The sequence below is a fragment of the Arthrobacter sp. IK3 genome (assembly GCF_051337705.1).
GTDB lineage: Bacteria > Actinomycetota > Actinomycetes > Actinomycetales > Micrococcaceae > Arthrobacter_B > Arthrobacter_B koreensis.
The window spans coordinates 1-15694 of sequence record NZ_JBPPSW010000017.1; the positions used below are offsets into that span (position 1 = coordinate 1).

At 66.8% G+C, this 15694-nt stretch carries 19 protein-coding genes; 14 read left to right on the top strand and 5 right to left on the bottom strand.

Annotated elements, in window-relative coordinates; translation table 11 throughout:
• The 4 genes from ACSLGO_RS17900 to ACSLGO_RS17915 form a co-directional block, all read left to right on the top strand.
• Positions 1 to 697, top strand: a 697-nt coding sequence (locus tag ACSLGO_RS17900; RefSeq protein ID WP_436401620.1) for an alpha-amylase family glycosyl hydrolase, incomplete at its 5' end; no start/stop codon positions are given.
• A 4-nt stretch (positions 698 to 701) separates the two neighbouring features.
• Positions 702 to 1757: a LacI family DNA-binding transcriptional regulator gene (locus ACSLGO_RS17905; RefSeq protein WP_091607859.1), complete on the top strand. Its 1056-nt coding sequence runs from the start codon at positions 702 to 704 to the stop codon at positions 1755 to 1757.
• A gap of 78 nt (positions 1758 to 1835) precedes the next feature.
• Complete coding sequence (locus ACSLGO_RS17910) at positions 1836 to 2207, top strand: DoxX family protein (protein WP_091607862.1); 372 nt, start codon at positions 1836 to 1838, stop codon at positions 2205 to 2207.
• Positions 2204 to 3142 (top strand): hypothetical protein, encoded by a 939-nt coding sequence (locus ACSLGO_RS17915; RefSeq protein ID WP_091607865.1) that lies wholly within the window; start codon positions 2204 to 2206, stop codon positions 3140 to 3142. The genes ACSLGO_RS17910 and ACSLGO_RS17915 overlap by 4 nt, the downstream gene beginning before the upstream one ends.
• Before the next feature lie 33 nt (positions 3143 to 3175).
• Here the strand turns inward: ACSLGO_RS17915 and ACSLGO_RS17920 are convergent, their stop codons facing one another.
• On the bottom strand, positions 3176 to 3859 hold the full coding sequence (locus ACSLGO_RS17920) for a GntR family transcriptional regulator (RefSeq protein WP_436401621.1): 684 nt from the start codon (positions 3857 to 3859) through the stop codon (positions 3176 to 3178).
• Positions 3860 to 3907: 48 nt separating this feature from the next.
• Positions 3908 to 5383: an FAD-dependent tricarballylate dehydrogenase TcuA gene (gene tcuA / locus ACSLGO_RS17925; protein WP_325787875.1), complete on the bottom strand. Its 1476-nt coding sequence runs from the start codon at positions 5381 to 5383 to the stop codon at positions 3908 to 3910.
• Between the two features lie 240 nt (positions 5384 to 5623).
• Between tcuA and ACSLGO_RS17930 the strand changes: the two genes are divergently transcribed.
• The 3 genes from ACSLGO_RS17930 to ACSLGO_RS17940 are packed head-to-tail and all read left to right on the top strand — an operon-like array spanning position 5624 to position 8772.
• Positions 5624 to 6604: a Bug family tripartite tricarboxylate transporter substrate binding protein gene (locus tag ACSLGO_RS17930; protein ID WP_325787873.1), complete on the top strand. Its 981-nt coding sequence runs from the start codon at positions 5624 to 5626 to the stop codon at positions 6602 to 6604.
• Positions 6601 to 7233 (top strand): tripartite tricarboxylate transporter TctB family protein, encoded by a 633-nt coding sequence (locus ACSLGO_RS17935; RefSeq protein ID WP_436401622.1) that lies wholly within the window; start codon positions 6601 to 6603, stop codon positions 7231 to 7233. Before ACSLGO_RS17930 ends, ACSLGO_RS17935 begins: the two co-directional genes overlap by 4 nt.
• Entirely contained in the window at positions 7234 to 8772 is a 1539-nt protein-coding gene (locus ACSLGO_RS17940; RefSeq protein WP_091607879.1) for a tripartite tricarboxylate transporter permease, read from the top strand.
• A gap of 5 nt (positions 8773 to 8777) precedes the next feature.
• Here the strand turns inward: ACSLGO_RS17940 and zapE are convergent, their stop codons facing one another.
• On the bottom strand, positions 8778 to 9830 hold the full coding sequence (gene zapE / locus ACSLGO_RS17945) for a cell division protein ZapE (RefSeq protein ID WP_091607881.1): 1053 nt from the start codon (positions 9828 to 9830) through the stop codon (positions 8778 to 8780).
• A gap of 112 nt (positions 9831 to 9942) precedes the next feature.
• Between zapE and ACSLGO_RS17950 the strand changes: the two genes are divergently transcribed.
• The 4 genes from ACSLGO_RS17950 (at position 9943) to ACSLGO_RS17965 (ending at position 12525) form a co-directional block, all read left to right on the top strand.
• The gene (locus ACSLGO_RS17950) at positions 9943 to 10800 is read left to right on the top strand and encodes a hypothetical protein (protein ID WP_436401623.1); all 858 of its coding nucleotides are present in this window, start codon (positions 9943 to 9945) and stop codon (positions 10798 to 10800) included.
• A 123-nt stretch (positions 10801 to 10923) separates the two neighbouring features.
• The gene (locus ACSLGO_RS17955) at positions 10924 to 11214 is read left to right on the top strand and encodes a DUF1540 domain-containing protein (RefSeq protein ID WP_091607887.1); all 291 of its coding nucleotides are present in this window, start codon (positions 10924 to 10926) and stop codon (positions 11212 to 11214) included.
• A gap of 22 nt (positions 11215 to 11236) precedes the next feature.
• Complete coding sequence (locus ACSLGO_RS17960; RefSeq protein WP_436401624.1) at positions 11237 to 12127, top strand: HNH endonuclease; 891 nt, start codon at positions 11237 to 11239, stop codon at positions 12125 to 12127.
• A gap of 14 nt (positions 12128 to 12141) precedes the next feature.
• Complete coding sequence (locus ACSLGO_RS17965) at positions 12142 to 12525, top strand: RNA-binding S4 domain-containing protein (protein WP_152275329.1); 384 nt, start codon at positions 12142 to 12144, stop codon at positions 12523 to 12525.
• 48 nt (positions 12526 to 12573) lie between these two features.
• Here the strand turns inward: ACSLGO_RS17965 and ACSLGO_RS17970 are convergent, their stop codons facing one another.
• Complete coding sequence (locus ACSLGO_RS17970; protein WP_091607895.1) at positions 12574 to 12876, bottom strand: hypothetical protein; 303 nt, start codon at positions 12874 to 12876, stop codon at positions 12574 to 12576.
• A gap of 164 nt (positions 12877 to 13040) precedes the next feature.
• Between ACSLGO_RS17970 and ACSLGO_RS17975 the strand changes: the two genes are divergently transcribed.
• Together ACSLGO_RS17975 and ACSLGO_RS17980 are read left to right on the top strand one after the other, a co-directional pair.
• On the top strand, positions 13041 to 13793 hold the full coding sequence (locus tag ACSLGO_RS17975) for a hypothetical protein (RefSeq protein ID WP_141653703.1): 753 nt from the start codon (positions 13041 to 13043) through the stop codon (positions 13791 to 13793).
• 75 nt (positions 13794 to 13868) lie between these two features.
• On the top strand, positions 13869 to 14294 hold the full coding sequence (locus tag ACSLGO_RS17980) for a hypothetical protein (protein ID WP_386888095.1): 426 nt from the start codon (positions 13869 to 13871) through the stop codon (positions 14292 to 14294).
• Here ACSLGO_RS17980 and ACSLGO_RS17985 read toward each other — a convergent pair.
• A complete protein-coding gene (locus ACSLGO_RS17985) occupies positions 14291 to 14944 on the bottom strand; it encodes a peptidyl-tRNA hydrolase (protein WP_436401626.1) in 654 nt (217 codons plus the stop codon). The genes ACSLGO_RS17980 and ACSLGO_RS17985 overlap by 4 nt on opposite strands.
• A gap of 69 nt (positions 14945 to 15013) precedes the next feature.
• Between ACSLGO_RS17985 and ACSLGO_RS17990 the strand changes: the two genes are divergently transcribed.
• Positions 15014 to 15652 carry a LysE family translocator gene (locus ACSLGO_RS17990; protein ID WP_263128267.1) on the top strand — a complete coding sequence of 213 codons (639 nt, stop codon included), beginning with the start codon at positions 15014 to 15016 and terminating at the stop codon, positions 15650 to 15652.
• The last annotated feature ends 42 nt before the right edge of the window (positions 15653 to 15694 follow it).

Below are 15694 nucleotides of genomic sequence, written 5' to 3' on the forward strand. Positions count from 1 at the left end.
CAAGGTCGGCGCCCCCACCACCTGGGTCCTCTCCAACCACGACGTCGTCCGCCACGTATCCCGCTTCGGCCAGGCCCCCGGGCATGCCCGGCCCGGCGACGGCCTGGGCCCGGAGGACTTCCAACCGGACCATGAGCTGGGGCTGCGCCGTGCACGGGCAGCCACTGCCCTCATGCTGGCCCTTCCCGGCGGCGTCTACCTCTACCAGGGCGAAGAACTCGGACTGCCGGACCACACCATGCTCGAACACGTCCATCGCCAGGACCCGACGTATCACCGCACCGGCGGCGAGCGCCTGGGGCGGGACGGCTGCCGCGTGCCGCTGCCCTGGCAGGCCGATGCGCCGTCGTACGGGTTCAGCAGCACCGGCAACTCCTGGCTGCCCCAGCCGGAGCAGTGGCGGGGACTCTCCCGGGACCTGCAGCAGCAGGATCCCGACTCAACCCTGAACCTCTACCGGGATGCCCTGGCCCTGCGCCGGGAACTGAACCTGGGCCACGGGTCCCTGGCCTGGTGGCCGGAACACGATGGCAAGGGCGTGGTGTCCCTGGTTAACGGGAACGTCCTGGCCGTTCTGAACATGGGCTCCGAGTCCGTGGAACTGCCGTCCGGCGAGATCCTGCTCCGCAGCATTCCGGAGGCCGGGAGCAACGGTGTCCTCGCGCCGGACGCTGCCGTGTGGATTCGGCTAGCCTGAGCCAGTGGAACGCAGCGCCCGTGGGGCAGGTATTCGTGAAGTCGCCGCCAGGGCAGGAGTCTCGGCAGCGACAGTCTCCCGGGCGCTGAGCGGCAACGGCAGGGTTTCCGAGCAGACCCGCCGAAAGGTCCGGGCCGCAGCGGAGGAACTGGGATTCGTCATCTCCTACAACGCCTCCTCGCTGGCCTCGGGCCGGAGCCGGAACATCGGAATCGTTATTCCCACGGTGGGACGCTGGTACTTCTCCCAGGTCCTGGAGGGCGCCGCGTCCGCGCTCATCGAGGCCGGCTACGACCTCACCCTGTACAACACCTCTGACGGCCCTGGCCACCGCGAGAGCGTGCTCAAGGAGATGCTCCAGCGCAAGAGGCTCGACGCCGTCATCACCGTAGCGCTGCGCCTCACCGAGGAAGAACTGGAACAGCTGCGCGAGGTGGGCAAGCCGATCGTCGCCATCGGCGGGCCGCTGCCGGAGACGCCGACGGTCCGGGTGGACGAGTTCCGCATTTCCGCACTGGCTACCCGCCACCTCATCTCGCTTGGCCATACGCGGATCGCCCACATTGGCGGCGGTGAGGAACTCGAACGCGACTTCCGGATGGGAAGCACTCGGCAGGACGGTTACCGCTCTGCCATGGCCGAAGCCGGCCTCACTCCCGAGCCGCAGTGGCTGCGCAGTTCCGAATTCAGCGTTGCCGGCGGATTCGCGGCAGCCAAGGCGCTGCTCGCCGATCCCTCAGCCGGTGTCACCGGAATCTTCTGCGCCGCCGACGAAATTGCCGTGGGTGCCATCCTGGCCGCGCGGGAGCTTGGCCTGCGGGTGCCGGAAGACCTCTCGGTCATCGGCATCGACGGCCATGAGCTGTCGGCAGTTTTTGGCCTCACCACCATTCGCCAGGACCCTGCCGGACAGGGAGCCGCCGCCGTCGGCGCCGTCCTGTCCCTTCTGCGCAAGGAGCCGGTGTCCGGCGAACTGCTGCACGGCACCTACCCCACCGAGTTCGTCGTCCGGTCCAGCACGGCAGTGCCGCCCGGATTCACGGGCAGGACCGCAACGTAACTGTGCCTCGGCGGACCGGCTGGATAGGATGACAGAGCCGGGCCTGACCGGAACGGAACGGGGGATAGAGGAACATCCATGCTGGTGTTTTTGTGGGTAGCGGAAATAGTACTTGCCCTGCTGTACTTCGGCCTCGGAGCCATGCGCCTGATCCAGCCCTATGCCAAGCTGGTCCGGGTCCTGCGGTGGCCCGCAGATTTCCCGGCCTGGGGCGTCAAGCTCATTGGCGTGGCTGAAATCCTCGGCGCGCTGGGGCTCCTGCTTCCGGCCGCCACCGACGTGGCGCCCATCCTCACCCCGATCGCCGCCTGCGCGCTGGCGCTAATGATGGCAGGCGCGGTTGCGGTGCACCTAAAGCGCAATGAACGCCAGCGGGTGGCGCTGCCCGCCATCCTGATGGCGGTGAACGTCTTCGTGGCCATTGGCCGGTTTGGTCCCTACCCGGGATGAGCCCCGCCCAGAGCCCGAAGGCCGCGGATCCGGCGGAGGCAGTCACCCGGCTTTACGGCTTGCTTCCAAGCGAGTTCACGGCCTCCAGGAATGCCGAAGCGGCCGCTGCCAGCCGAGGCGGGCATCCCGATCTCGGCAAACGGCTGAAAGCCCTGCCCAAACCGTCCGCCGCGGCTTGGCTGGCCAACATGCTCATCCGCGAAGAAGGGCCGTCCATCTCCAGTGTCCTGGCCCTCGGCGCGTCCCTGCGGGAAGCCCAGGCGGACCTGGACCGGGAAGAGATACGCCGGCTGAACTCCGAACGCCACCGCCTGCTCAGGAGCCTGGCCCGGGACGCACGGGGGCTGGCGGAAAAGCTCGGCAACCCGGTCAGCGCCGCAGTGGCCGCCGAAGTGGAGCAGACCCTCTGGGCCGCGATGACAGACCCCAACGCTGCTGCGGCGCTTGCCTCCGGGCGCCTCGTGCGGGGACTGGAAGCGAACGGCTGGGAGCCGGTGGACCTCGACGGCGCCGTCGCGGATCCGGAGTCTGCCTCACCGCTGGTGTCCGCGGGTGCCAGGAGCAGGCAACCCGGCGGTGCGGATGCCGGTAACGCGCCGGGCAAGGGAACGCCGCGCCAGCAGCAGGCAGCCCGGGCAAAGGCCCGGAAAGAAGCGCAGCAGGAGCTGGCGAACGCCAGCGAAGCCGCGAAGCAGGCTGAACAAAAACTCGCCGAAGTCCAGTCAGAGGTTGACGGCCAGGCGTCATTCCGTGACGGCCTGACCGATGAGATTGATGACCTGCGGGAACGGATCCGCGAGCTGGAGCGCGAAATCAGCGACCTCGACCGGCGGCGCGGAGCGCTTGAACGTGCACGGGACAAAGCACGGCGTGAGGCGAGAGCCGCCCGCCGGGCGGTAGAGAAAGCTGAAACGAAGCTGGACTCGCTTCGCTAGCCGGTGTCCGGCCGGGGCTTACCCCCGCAACATTCAGTTCTGGTAGGAACGCAGCTGCTCCTTCAGGGCTCCCTCCCGCAGCAGCTGAAGCCTGAGGGTGCGGGCCGTGGCCATGTGGTTCCGGGCGATACTGCGGGCCGTATCAGCGTCTTCCCGGTCGATGGCGTCCACGAGTGCTGCATGCTCTTCCAGGGCATCTTCCCACCGCTGTCCTACCGAGAGGGTCGAGTGCGGCGCGTGCACCAGGTGTGTGGAGAGCCGCTCGAGCAGGTCCTGCAGCACTGGATTGTGGGCACAGGCCCACACGGCGGAATGAAATTCAAGGTTGGTCTTGATGCGGGTCTGGTCATCGGGATCCTGCAGGCTCCGGTCCCTCTCCAACAGGGCCTCCAGCCGCATCTGGTCGGTAAAGCGGCGGGCCCTGGCAGCCTGTCCGGCAGCTTCTTCCTCCAGCAGGATCCGCATGTCATAAACCTGGATGACCTGCTGCGGATCCACTTGGGGAACCTGCAGGCCGCGTGCCACTCTTTCCAGCAGCCGTTCCTGCTGCAGGCGGGAGAGCGCCTCCCGGACCGGAGTCCGGGAGACGCCAAACCGCTCAGCGAGGTTCACCTCACGCATGGGAGTTCCGGGCGGGTGCAGCCCGGAGAGGATCTCCGATCTCAAAGTCAGGAAGATCGACTCGCCGTCCTTGCGGGAAGATGCCGGTTGGGCCACTGTGGGTTTTCCTTGCGCGAGAGCCGTCAGTAAGGGTCTACGGCAACTTTACGCGAGCGCTCCGGCCCGCCGTCCGAAGACGCATCCGGCTGCAAGGCCCGACCCGCCGGGGTAGTTCGTGCTGAACAGGCCGCCGAGCATCTCTCCCGCCGCGAAGAGCCCGGGGATGGGCGCGCCGCTATCGTCGAGGACACGTCCGTGGGTGTCTCCCTTGACGCCGCCAAAGGTGAAGGTGATGCCGCAGGTAACTCCGAAGGCGTAGAAGGGACCGGTTTCGATAGGGCTGGCCCAGTTGCTCTTCGGAGGCTGGGTGCGGGCCGCCCGGCCATCCAGGACGTTGGGGTCCAGGGGCACGGTCCGGTCGATTGAATTGTTGAACTCAGTGACGGTCTTCTCCAGCTTCTCCTCGCTGATCCCAATCCTGGCCGCCAGCCCGGCAATGGTGTCCGCTGATTCAACTGACACCCCGGGCATGTCGTACTCCTCCGTGCGCAGCATGGGACGCAGGGACGCATCGAAGATTTGGTAGGCGACGGAACCGGGCTGGCGCAGGATCTCGCGTCCGTACTTGGCATAGGTGTAGTTCCGGAAATCGGCTCCCTCGTCGAGGAATCGTTCTCCGTTCCGGTTGACGATGATGCCCAGGGGGTAGCTCTGCCGGGTCAGGCGGTTGGTGAGCTCCCGGTTCGATTCGTTCATCGGGGTGAAGGCGTCCCACTGCACGCTGTGGCAGGTGTTCCAGTCACCGCCGCGGGCAGCACCAATCTCCAGCGCCGCCGTGATCATGTCGCCGGTGTTGCAGGGGGTTCCGCGAACCTTGGCATGTTCCCAGCCGTCGCCGAGGAACTCCCGCCGCTTGTGCGGGTCGGATTCGAATCCGCCCGCAGTGAGGATCACTGATTCGGCGGTGAAGGCGCGCTCCCCCTCGGGCGTCTGTACGCGGACTCCGGTGACGGCACCGTCCCGGGTTATCAGCCCCGTAGCGGCGTGTCCGTAGCGGACATCCACGCCCAGGCCGGCTGCAACGCGTGCATGGTCCGCCATCAGCCCCTCTCCGCCGCCCACGTTGCCAACGTGCAGTCCACCCCAGAACAGGTAGCTGCCGTCGGAGCGCTGGTACGCCTGGCGTTCATACATCAGCCGATACTTGAGCCCCAGCCCCGCCAGCCAGCGCAGGGTGGACTGGGACTCAGAGATAAGGACCCTGGTGAGTTCGGGATCATTGCGCCCTTCCGTCACCTTGGCCAGGTCATGTGCGTAGTCCTCAGCGGTATACGGCGGCACTTCGGTGTCCGGGTGCCGCTCATCGTCTTCGATGAACCCCCGCAGGTCCTCAAGCCCGCCATGGACAATCCGGGTGGCGCCTGCGGTGTAGAAGCTGTTACCCCCGGACAGCTCTTCGGATCCCTTCTCCAGCAGGATGACCTTCCTGCCCCGTTCGGCGGCCGCATGGGCAGCGGTGAATCCGGCGTTCCCGCCGCCGATCACCAGGACATCCGCGTCCAGCTGAGTCTCCTGTGGCATGGCTAAACACTCTCTCTCATCGTCGGCTGAGTTATGTATACAAACTAGCCTATGAAAATACATTGGAGAAGAGTTCCGCACTCTCGAACCGAAATTCAGCCTGCCATATCAGCCAAGTCTGCATATGGCTAGGGGTCTGCGCCGTATTGCAGTGACGTGGATCACGGTATATACATGGACTTCATTGTGTACAAGCAGCATCGACCCCCAACAACCACGACGCTCTTTGGAACAGGACCCATGAAGCTAAACCTGCGCTCCGGCGCCTTCGCCCTGGTTACGGTGCTGGTCACAGTGCTGGCCCTGATCAACGCTGCGTCATCCGGCGGAACCGCCACCGCCCGCAGCAAACTGACCCTGATCGCTCCCGCCGCCCCGGGCGGAGGCTGGGACGGGTTCGCCCGCGAATCCCAGCAGGCGCTGCGGGGCAACGGAATCGTGAACAACCCGCAGGTGGTCAACGTCCCGGGTGCGGGCGGAACAATCGGCCTCAGCCAGTTTGTACAGACCCCTGGACGCGAGGATGCCCTGCTGGTCACCGGCGGCGTCATGATCGGTGCCATCGAACTGGCGGACAACCCGGAGTCCATGGCGGATGTGGTCCCCATCGCCAAACTCGCAGATGACTACGCTGCCCTGGTGGTACCGGCAGACAGCGAGTTCCAGACACTGGATGACTTCCTCGCCGCGTGGATCCAGAACCCCGGCGGCACATCGATTGGCGGCGGCTCCCTCGGATCCATCGACCACCTCCTCAGCGGACTGCTCGCCAAGGAAGTTGGCCTCGATCCGAAATTGGTGAACTACGTGGCCTACTCCGGCGGCGGTGAGGCGCTAACCTCCCTGCTCTCCCACACCACGGCAGCGGGTATGTCCGGCTACAACGAGGTAGCTGACCAGATTGAGGCCGGTTCCCTGCGGGTACTGGCAATTTCCTCCGAAGAGCGCCTGGACGGTGTGGACGTTCCCACCTTTAGGGAACAGGGGGTGGACGTAGCGATGTCCAACTGGCGCGGCGTAGTGGCAGCCCCCGGCATTTCCGACGCCGCCCGCGAGGAATTCACCGCCATTGTCACCGAAATGCGCGAAACAGACGACTGGAAAGACACCCTGGCCCGCAACAGCTGGACAGACAGCTTTGCCACCGGTGAGGAGCTCGAGGAGTTCATAGCCGGCGAAGTGGCCACTGCACGCGAGATCGTAAAGGACCTGGGACTATGAGCATCACCGGAAGCAGGCCCGATGCAGGGCGCCGGCAGGGCACGGACAATCCTCCCGCAGCGGAAGGCGGATTCCTGCGGGGCCGAAGCGAACTGCTGGTCGCCGTCGTTCTCTACGCCCTTGCAGTTTTCCTGACCGTGGGCACGGCCACCATGAACGTGCAGGGCTCGGCGACACCCGGGCCACGGTTTTTCCCGGTCCTGGTGTGCATCCTGCTGTACGCGGTGGCCACGGCGCTGACTATCTCGGTGCTGCGCAACCCGAGCGTCCCGGATACCCGCAAGCACCCTGACCACGGGAATTTCTCCGCGGACATGCTCCGTGACCTTGCCGGCCTTCCGGCGGACAGGACCCAGGCGGCACCGGCTGGTTCCTGGCGCACTTACTCAGACTGGCGGACCATCGGGCTGGTGCTCCTGGGATTAGTCACCTTCACTGCGGTCCTGAACCTCCTGGGCTGGATCCTCAGCGCAGCATTCCTCTTCTGGATCATCTGCTACGCGCTCGGCAGCAGGCGCCCGGCCTTCGACGCCGGTGTTTCACTGCTTTTCGCGTCCGCAATCCAGCTCGCTTTCAACGCCGGACTGGGGCTCAACCTGCCCTCCGGATTCCTGAGAGGACTTCTCTAGATGGATCAGCTATCCCTGCTCTTCGACGGCTTCGGAGCCGCACTGACACCCATGAACCTGTTGTGGGTACTGATTGGCGCCGTCCTGGGCACCGCCGTCGGTGTCCTTCCCGGCCTTGGCTCCGCCATGGCCGTGGCGCTGCTCCTGCCGGTTACCTTCTCCCTTGATCCCACGGCCGCGTTCATCATGTTCGCCGGCATTTACTTCGGCGGGCTGTTCGGAGATTCGACGGCCGGCATCCTGCTCAACACCCCCGGCAATTCATCCGCGATCGCTTCCACCTTCGAAGGCCACCGGATGGCCAAGAACGGCCATGCCGCCAAGGCACTGGCCACGGCCGCCATCGGAGCCTTCATCGGCGGGCTGATCGCCACCACGCTGGTAGTCTTCTTCGCCCCCACGCTGGTGAAGCTCGCCACCGTCTTTGGGCCGGCGGAGTACTTCGCCCTGGCAGTCTTCGCGTTCCTGGCCATCTCGTCAGTAGTGTCCGAGTCCGTGGTCCGTGGCCTTGCCGCACTGGGCATTGGGCTGGCGCTCGCCCTGGTGGGAATCGATGGTCCCAGCGGCACCGCCCGCTTCACGCTCGGAATGCCCCAGCTCTTCGACGGCATCTCCATCATCGTGATCACTGTGGGACTGCTCGCGCTGGGCGAGGTTTTCCACATTGCCTCCCGTATCCACCGGGATCCGGCCGCGACCCAAATCAAGACCCGCGGCCGTGCCCGCATCAATCTGGGAGACGTCCGCCGGGCGCTGCCGGCCTGGCTGCGCGGTACGGCTTTCGGTGCACCGTTTGGCCTGATTCCGGCCGGAGGTGCCGAGGTTCCCACGTTCCTGGCCTACGGTACGGAAAAGAAACTCGCTGCCCGGCGGAAGGACCCCGAGTTCGGAACCACAGGTTCCATCAAGGGCCTGGCCGCCCCAGAGGCTGCCTCGAACGCGACGGCGGGAACTGCCATGGGTGCGCTGCTCGCGCTGGGCCTGCCCACCTCCGCGACCGCCGCGATCATGCTCGCCGCCTTCCAGCAGTACGGGATGCAGCCGGGCCCGCTGCTCTTCGAACGCAGCGGGGAACTGGTCTGGGCCCTCCTTGCCTCGCTGTTCATCGGGCTGGTGATCCTGCTCATCATCAACCTGCCGTTCGCAACGGTGTGGGCCAAGCTGCTGAACATTCCACGGCACTACCTGTACGCCGGAATCACGGTGTTCTCCATGCTGGGCGTCTACGCCGTCAGTTCCTCGGTCCTTGATCTCTGGCTCCTGATCGCCATCGGCCTCGCAGGGTTCATGATGCGCCGCTTCAACATCCCCCTCGCCCCGGTGCTGATCGCTGTCATCCTTGGCCCGATGGCCGAAACCGAACTCCGCCGGGCGCTGGCCGTCTCTGAGGGGGATCTGGGCATCCTGGTGGGAAGCCCGATTACCATCACCCTCTACCTGGTACTGGCAGTCGCCCTCGCCGTCTCCGGAGTCCAGCATGTGCGGCACCGCCGCACGCGGAAGGATTCAGAACCCGCAGTGCAGGCCGTGGATGCCTGAGGCAGCTAGGCGGGGACCGGCGCCGAGAGCATCCCGAACCGGCTGCTGATCCTGGCCAGGTCGATTTCGTGGGCAATGCCAGGGAACGTGCCCGCGTAGTTCCTGAACCCGAGCACATCCAGGCGGCAGCCGGCGTCGTACAGTACGTCCACGAGGTTGCCGAAGCGCTGCCAGGCAAACGGGTCTTCGTGGGTGGTGTCCGGAACTCCGGACACCACCCAGTGGCGGTATTGGCCGGCCAGCGCCAGATAGTCCGACGCCGCAGAACGGGCCGCGCACAGGTCCCCGAAGGTGAACCAGAGCTGCCCGTCCGCTGCCCGTGCCGCCTTCAGCGCCACCGGGCCCGGAGAGAGCACTGCTGCTTCCTGCGGCTCGGGCAGCCGCAGGCCCGCCGCCGCCAGGCTCGCCGCATCCGGCTCACGGAGATGGTGTCCCGAAGCGAATCCGGCCGTTCCCCGGGGGCGGGTGGAGCGGTAGTCCAGTGTTCCGTCCAGGGCCGCCACCTGCAGCCGGGTGGTGATGAGTTCGATCCCTGCTTCAAACAGGTGGTGGAACATCGGATCCGGCAGCAGCTCGTGCGGCGCGTAGTTCGACGTCGCCACCAGCACGGTTCCGCGTTCCTCCACCTCGCGAAGCAGGCGGGTCACGAAAGCGGCGTCCGCCGGACCGTTGACGTGGAACTCGTCGAAGCAGAGCAGCCTGGCATCGCCCAGCAGGGCGTCCAGCCCGGCGGCGAAGGCAGACTGTTGGGCGAAACCCTTCTGCCCGTATCCCTCGAAGGTCCGGGCATGCAGCTCCCGGAAGAAGTCATGGAAGTGCAGGCGGCGTTTTTCGGCGAGGGGAACGGCTTCGCAGAACGCGTCCAGCAGCCAGGTTTTTCCCCGGCCGGGAGGGCCCCACAAATAGACGGACCTGCCGGGCTCGCCGGAGATGGCTGCTGCCCCGGCGCGCGCAAGCAGCGGAAGCACCGCCAGCTGGGCGGCGTCTAGCTCCAGGCCCTCCGCCCGGGCCGCCTGCCGTACCGCCGAGGAAATCGAATCAACGTGCACGGAGGTCATACACCGGTTATACAGAGTCGTATCGGCGCCTCCAAATGCTCCGCTGTGGCAAGATTTCAGCGTCGGCACAGATGGCTGCCGTTACGTGTCAGGACAGCAGGCAAGGGACAAAGTGCAGCAGTTGTGGGCAGGCCTGGATTTTTGGACTATCAGCCAGGCAACGGCCCTGGTCTCTGCGGTTTTCGGCGTGTTCATCGTGGCGCGGGCGTGCTGGGACAACACGGTGCTGCCGGCGCTGACCGACCATTGCCTTGACCTCACGGCCCGCCGCGCGGATGAACTGCGCCAGCCGGCAGAACAGCCGGACCGGTCTGCGGCGGCGCTGGGCCGACGCGTAGTCCGTACCCTGACCGACCCGCGGCTGATGATCCCCTCCTCTGACGAAGCAGCCTGGGTGCGGAAACAGGAACAGCGCAGGCACGCCCGGCCCTCCCCCGCTCAGCGCCGGCGGAGTGCTGAGGCCCTGGCAGGTCTCCTGCGCCGTCCGCACCTGGTCACCGAACAGCAGGCGCTCCTGGCCGAAGCGGCAGCCGGTCTCGCACCGGTGCTAGGCTCCGCGTCTGACTGGGACGAGCTGCGCGCAGCCTCGCGGCAGGGCTTCCGGGAAGCGGCGTCGCTGCTGCGCCCGGGCGCTGTCCGGCGTTTCCTTTCTGTCTTCCTTCCGGCGATGGGCCGTTACCTGGACTTCGTAGGACGCGGCAGCGCGTTGGGTTTGGCCGTGGGAGTCCTTGCCTCCGGCGGGCTGAGCAGGGACAGCACCCTAGTGGGCGTGCTGACCACCATCTGCGGAGTCGGCGGAGCCATTGTCTTCACCGCGACCGTCATCCGCTGCGATGCCCGTTCCTGGCCGGCACCGCGGCGGCAGGTACCGGCGCCGCTTCGCCGGATCTACCCCGAAGCCTCGTTCCTCCTGCGGCTGCTGCTCACGGTTGCTGCCGTCCTGGTGACGGTGTCAATCCTGCGCCAATAGCATCCGGCCCCTCCCCCAACAGCCGAATTACGGCCCGGAAATTCGTGCTAATTATTCGTTCCCAACGGTGGTACGTTCGGAACTCGGGCACGATCCAATCCGGCACCAAGCACGGGAGGAACCATGACTGACCATGTAGCACCCGTATCAGACTGTTCGGTCCACAACTGCGATTTCAACCACGACGGCTGCACCGCCTATGCCATCACCGTGGGCGGTTCACAGGACCACGCCAGCTGCGCCACGTTCATCGATACTTCCGCCACGGGTGGGCTTCCGAAGGTCCTTGCCACTGTTGGCGCCTGCCAGCGGGAAGAATGCCGCCACAACAACCATCTGATGTGCGACGCACACGATGTGCGGGTGGGTCCCGGCGCCGAGCTCGCTGACTGCCTCACCTACCAGCCGCGTTGACCGGCGCAGTCCGGAACACCGCATGACCGCTGTCCTCCTTGCGTGGGATCCGGTCCGGCCGGAGGCGTGGCAGCCTAACTACCGGGAGGCGGCCGCAATCGCTGCCGACGCCGGTTTCTTCCGGGCGGTCTGGGATGTCACGTCAACGGCGGGCAGGATTGAGCCAGGCTCGGATGCCTGGTTCATGGTTCCGGGCGAACGCGCCGGGCTGGCCGGCCACGGAGTGGTGGTTTCCGTTCCCTACGGCCTCGCGGACCCGCAGGGACCACCCGGGACCCGGCTCGTGGATATCGACGTCGACGTGCTGCTGCCCCCGGATGAACTCATCCTTCTGCCGGACCTTCCGGAGGAGATTGCTGCCGCCTGTCCGAAGGACGGCGGCACCGCCGTCGTTAGCCACTCAGCTGGTGAGGATCTGCGCCGGAAATGGTCCCGGCATGCTGCAGCCGAGACCCGCGACGGACTGTTCCCGGGGTCCCTGCCCCAGCAGGCCGTCCGTTGGTCCCTCACCAGCCGGTGGGAGAACGACGCCGAGGCCCGGCGAATCTGCCTTGCCCACCATGGACGGTCCTGTTCGGCCTGCGGGTTGGACCCCAAGGCGGTGTTCGGACCCGACGGCAGCGGAGTCCTGCAGGTGCATCACATTGTTCCGCCCGGCTTCCTCTCGGAGACGTACGTGATGGACCCGGTGACCGACCTGGTACCGCTGTGCCCTACCTGCCACGCTGTGTCCCACCGGGGTTTTCCCGATCCGTTCACTCCGTCTGAGCTAAGGCGGCTGCTGGCCTCCCGGCGCGTGCCCCGGCAGGATTCGGTTCTCCAGGGCAGCCTTCCGTCAGCGGACCAGCTGCGTGCCGAGGACGACGCCCGAAAACTGCTCGGCCTTCGGAGCAGGCGGAGCCCGGCAGACTAGACTCGGGTATCACCATGAGCATTCCGAACAGCAGTTCCCGTCCGGTGCGCATCGACGCCTGGCTCTGGGCTATCCGTGCCTACAAGACCCGTTCCGCGGCAACGGCCGCCTGCCGGGCGGGTCACGTGAAGCTCAACGGCAACGCGGCGAAGGCCGCTGCTCCGGTCCAGCCGGGAGACACCATCCGGGTGCGGCAGCCCGGCTTTGAACGCATCCTGGAGGTCCGCGGGCTGATCGCCAAGCGGGTGGGTGCCGAGGCGGCATCGCACTTCTTCACCGACCACACCCCCGAACGCCCGGCCGCCCCGGCGCTGGGCATTCCGCAGCGCGACCGCGGCACCGGTCGGCCAACCAAGAAGGACCGCCGGGAGCTGGAGCGGCTCCGGGGCGCACGCTAGCACCGGTCCGCGCCCGGCAGCGCCGGAACGCCCGGGCAGCGCCGGAATTCAGAGGCGCCGGGTTTCCTCCAGGCAGGAACGGCACAGACGGCGCTGTCCTGCTGCCTCCCGGCCGCAGACCTGCAGGGCCGGGCGGTTGAATTCCCAGGTCCGCTGGACAACCTGGCACCAGGCAGAGTGGAAGACGGTCCCCCGCCGGGTGACGTAGACCTGGTCCGTCTCCAGCGCGGGAGGAGCCGGTACGGACCGGGCGCGGCTGGCCAGGACCCAGCGGCTGACTGCGGCGCCGGAGGCAGGAGTCAGGACATCGTTAGCGGGCTTCGTTCGCGTGAGTGTGTTGTAAGTCCCCATGCAGGAACTCTAGGAAACCGACAGCCGGTGTCCGCGAAAGATACCCTCATTTTTTGCTCAAGTTCCAGCGCGCCGCGCACTGGAAACCGTGCAGCCGCCTTATCGTGCAGCTTCCTGATCCGCACTCCCTGCCGGATTCCAGCTTCGGGAGCTATCCTGTCGGCATGCTGAAGAGGATAGCCCGCAGGATTGCCGCGGCCGCACTGGTGCTTTTCGCCCTCACATCCGGGCTGGTGGTACTGGGCATCTATTCCCTCCTCTCCTTTGCATCCTGGGCGGTCTTCGATGCCGTGCCCCCTGCGTACACCTTCGCCCTGGCATTCATCATTCCGCCGGCCGGCATCGCCGCCCTTGCCGGCCTGGGAGTTGCCGCAGGCCGGTCCACCCGCATCCTGAGGGCCCGGCGGAACCGGCGGACCATGGCGGCCGCAGCGGCATCTTCCTGGGATCAGGCCCACAGCCGGAGGGACGCGGCGCTGGTTGCCTGGTCCCGCTACGAGACGGATGTTTCGCTGCTCATCGAGTACCCGCTCATGACCGACTACAGCGACCCGGTGATCCGGGAGGTTATCGTGGCCATGCAGGGCATCCGCGAAGCTGAGCGCGGCACGGACCCCCACAAGCTGCACGCCGCCGTCGACCGTTTCGAGGTGGCGCTGCGCACGGCAGAGAACTATGCCCGCCGCTGCGGACAGTCCCGCCTCACGGACGCAGAACGCGGAAAACTGGCAACCGCCCGGTCCGCCCTGAATCTCCTGCTCGACGGCGGCGCCTCACCAACCGAGGTCGAGGGCGCCTACCGGAGCCTGCGCCGTTCCCTGAAGGGGATTATCGACCTGCCTGCCCAGGCAGCCGCAGACTTGGATGCGCGGGCCAGGGATGCCCGGCGGCTGGGCGCGCTTCGGGTAGCCGGATAACAAAAACAGCCGAAGGTTCGTCCCGGGACGGGACAGGTCTCCCCGAAACCCCTGATGGGGAGTACGTTGTGACCCATGACGCCAGAGCCAGCACCCCGCCCCGGAAGCAAGGGTGCCACAGACGCGGCCGCCGCAGTCCCCCGGGAACAGGTCCGGCGCGAGTTCGGGCTGTACACGGCCGCTGAACTCGCCGGGCGGCTGAATTTTGGCGGCACCGAGAACGCGCGGGCGAAAAACCTCACCGGCAAGGCCCCGGTGCTGGCGCTCACGGACGGCGGGGGCGTGCTCTACCCCGGGTTCCAGTTCGACGAGAAACGGGCCCGTATCCTTCCTGCGGTCAAGGACATCATCCGGTTGGGGCGCTCGGCCGGCTGGCGGGACGAGGATTTGGTCAGCTGGTTCTTCCGCGCTAACCCGCTGCTCGACGGCAAGCGCCCGGTGGACCTCCGGGAAGACGAGGAAAGGGTCCTCCCGGCGGCGGAAAAGGACCTCGCCCGCTAGCCGCGGGGAACAGGAAGTTCAGCCGCGGTGACGAAAGCCGTCGCGGAGCCAGGGTCTATTTCGGTGAGTCCGGCGTCGACAATCAATGGACCGGCACCGCGGCCTAAGCGCAGCTCCCCGAAGCGTGCCGCCGGAACCTCGGTAGCCGCGGCATCCGGGTTGGCCGCGAACGCCGCGGCCTCCTCCGGACCGAGCTCGAGGTACCAGGCCAGGAGCGCGTGGGCGGCCTGGGCTGCTGCCTTGCCGGTGGACATTTTCAGTTCCTGGTTGAGGACAATGAGCGGGCTCCCCGGCCGGGCCGGCACGGGAGCCCCGGCGGGAAGCTGGGTCCCTGATACCTGCAGGGAGCGCAGCGCCCGCGGCATGTCTTCGTAGCGCTGCGGTTCGAACGCGGCGGCCGCTGCCTTGCCGACCACCACCGTTCCGGAGGGCGCATCCGCGGTGAGCTTCGCAAAGGGTTTGGGGCCGGCCCGGCGTACCGTCTTGGTGAAGCGTCCGGCCATCCAGTCCGCCCACTGCTCGTCGCTCTCCCTGCGGGCAAACGCCAGGACGCAGGCCACGGCGGCTGCGGCCACGGCATCGGTGTGCGCCGCCGGGTCTTCCTTGTCCACGCGCAGCAGGATGGGCTGAACCGTATCGCTGAGTTCCACTCCTCCACTCTCCCATGGGTCCCGGCGCCGTGCTGACGGGGGTTCGTTCCCGGGGGATACGATGAGCTGGTGAGTGTTGAACAAGCCCTTCTTGGCTTCACCGCCGTCGCCGTCCTTTTGACTGTCCTTCCGGGCCTGGATTCGGCCATGGTGCTGCGCTCGGCCATCAGCCAGGGTCCCCGCCATGCCGTCGCCACCGGCCTGGGCATCAACACCGGCGCGTTCGCCTGGGGCGCGGCCGCCGCCGTCGGGATCTCCGCACTGCTCACGGCATCCGAAACCGCCTACACTGCGCTGAAGCTGGCCGGTGCCGTCTACATGCTCTGGCTCGGGAGTTCCCTGCTGTGGAAGTCCTTCCGCCGCAGCCATGCCCCCGTGCCTGTGGACGGGGTCCCGGTGCCTGCCGGTGAACGGCTGTCCACCGCGTGGGCCAAGGGGCTGGGGACCAACCTGCTCAATCCCAAGGTAGGCGTCTTCTACATCGCGATGATTCCGCAGTTCATGCCTGCAGGGGTCTCGCCCCTGCTCATGGGCCTGGCCCTCGCCGGAATCCATGTGCTGCTGAGCTGCGTGTGGTTCGGGCTCATCATTTCGGCAGCGCATCTGGCCCGCAGGGCCCTGCAGGCTCCGCGGTCAGCGAAGATCACTGACCGGCTGACCGGGCTCGCCCTGCTCGGGTTTGGCACCTCCCTGGCCGTGAAGCACTAGCGGCTGCCGGCGGTAACAAATCGGCAACGCACCCCTTATGGG

Bases quoted from the DNA above. Each gene is read 5' to 3' on its own strand.
- ACSLGO_RS17910 (WP_091607862.1), top strand. From the start codon at position 1,836: ATGCTGGTGTTTTTGTGGGTAGCGGAAATAGTACTTGCCCTGCTGTAC.
- ACSLGO_RS17915 (WP_091607865.1), top strand. From the start codon at position 2,204: ATGAGCCCCGCCCAGAGCCCGAAGGCCGCGGATCCGGCGGAGGCAGTC.
- tcuA (WP_325787875.1), bottom strand. From the start codon at position 5,383: ATGCCACAGGAGACTCAGCTGGACGCGGATGTCCTGGTGATCGGCGGC.
- ACSLGO_RS17930 (WP_325787873.1), top strand. From the start codon at position 5,624: ATGAAGCTAAACCTGCGCTCCGGCGCCTTCGCCCTGGTTACGGTGCTG.
- ACSLGO_RS17935 (WP_436401622.1), top strand. From the start codon at position 6,601: ATGAGCATCACCGGAAGCAGGCCCGATGCAGGGCGCCGGCAGGGCACG.
- ACSLGO_RS17940 (WP_091607879.1), top strand. From the start codon at position 7,234: ATGGATCAGCTATCCCTGCTCTTCGACGGCTTCGGAGCCGCACTGACA.
- zapE (WP_091607881.1), bottom strand. From the start codon at position 9,830: ATGACCTCCGTGCACGTTGATTCGATTTCCTCGGCGGTACGGCAGGCG.
- ACSLGO_RS17955 (WP_091607887.1), top strand. From the start codon at position 10,924: ATGACTGACCATGTAGCACCCGTATCAGACTGTTCGGTCCACAACTGC.
- ACSLGO_RS17960 (WP_436401624.1), top strand. From the start codon at position 11,237: ATGACCGCTGTCCTCCTTGCGTGGGATCCGGTCCGGCCGGAGGCGTGG.
- ACSLGO_RS17965 (WP_152275329.1), top strand. From the start codon at position 12,142: ATGAGCATTCCGAACAGCAGTTCCCGTCCGGTGCGCATCGACGCCTGG.
- ACSLGO_RS17970 (WP_091607895.1), bottom strand. From the start codon at position 12,876: ATGGGGACTTACAACACACTCACGCGAACGAAGCCCGCTAACGATGTC.
- ACSLGO_RS17975 (WP_141653703.1), top strand. From the start codon at position 13,041: ATGCTGAAGAGGATAGCCCGCAGGATTGCCGCGGCCGCACTGGTGCTT.
- ACSLGO_RS17980 (WP_386888095.1), top strand. From the start codon at position 13,869: ATGACGCCAGAGCCAGCACCCCGCCCCGGAAGCAAGGGTGCCACAGAC.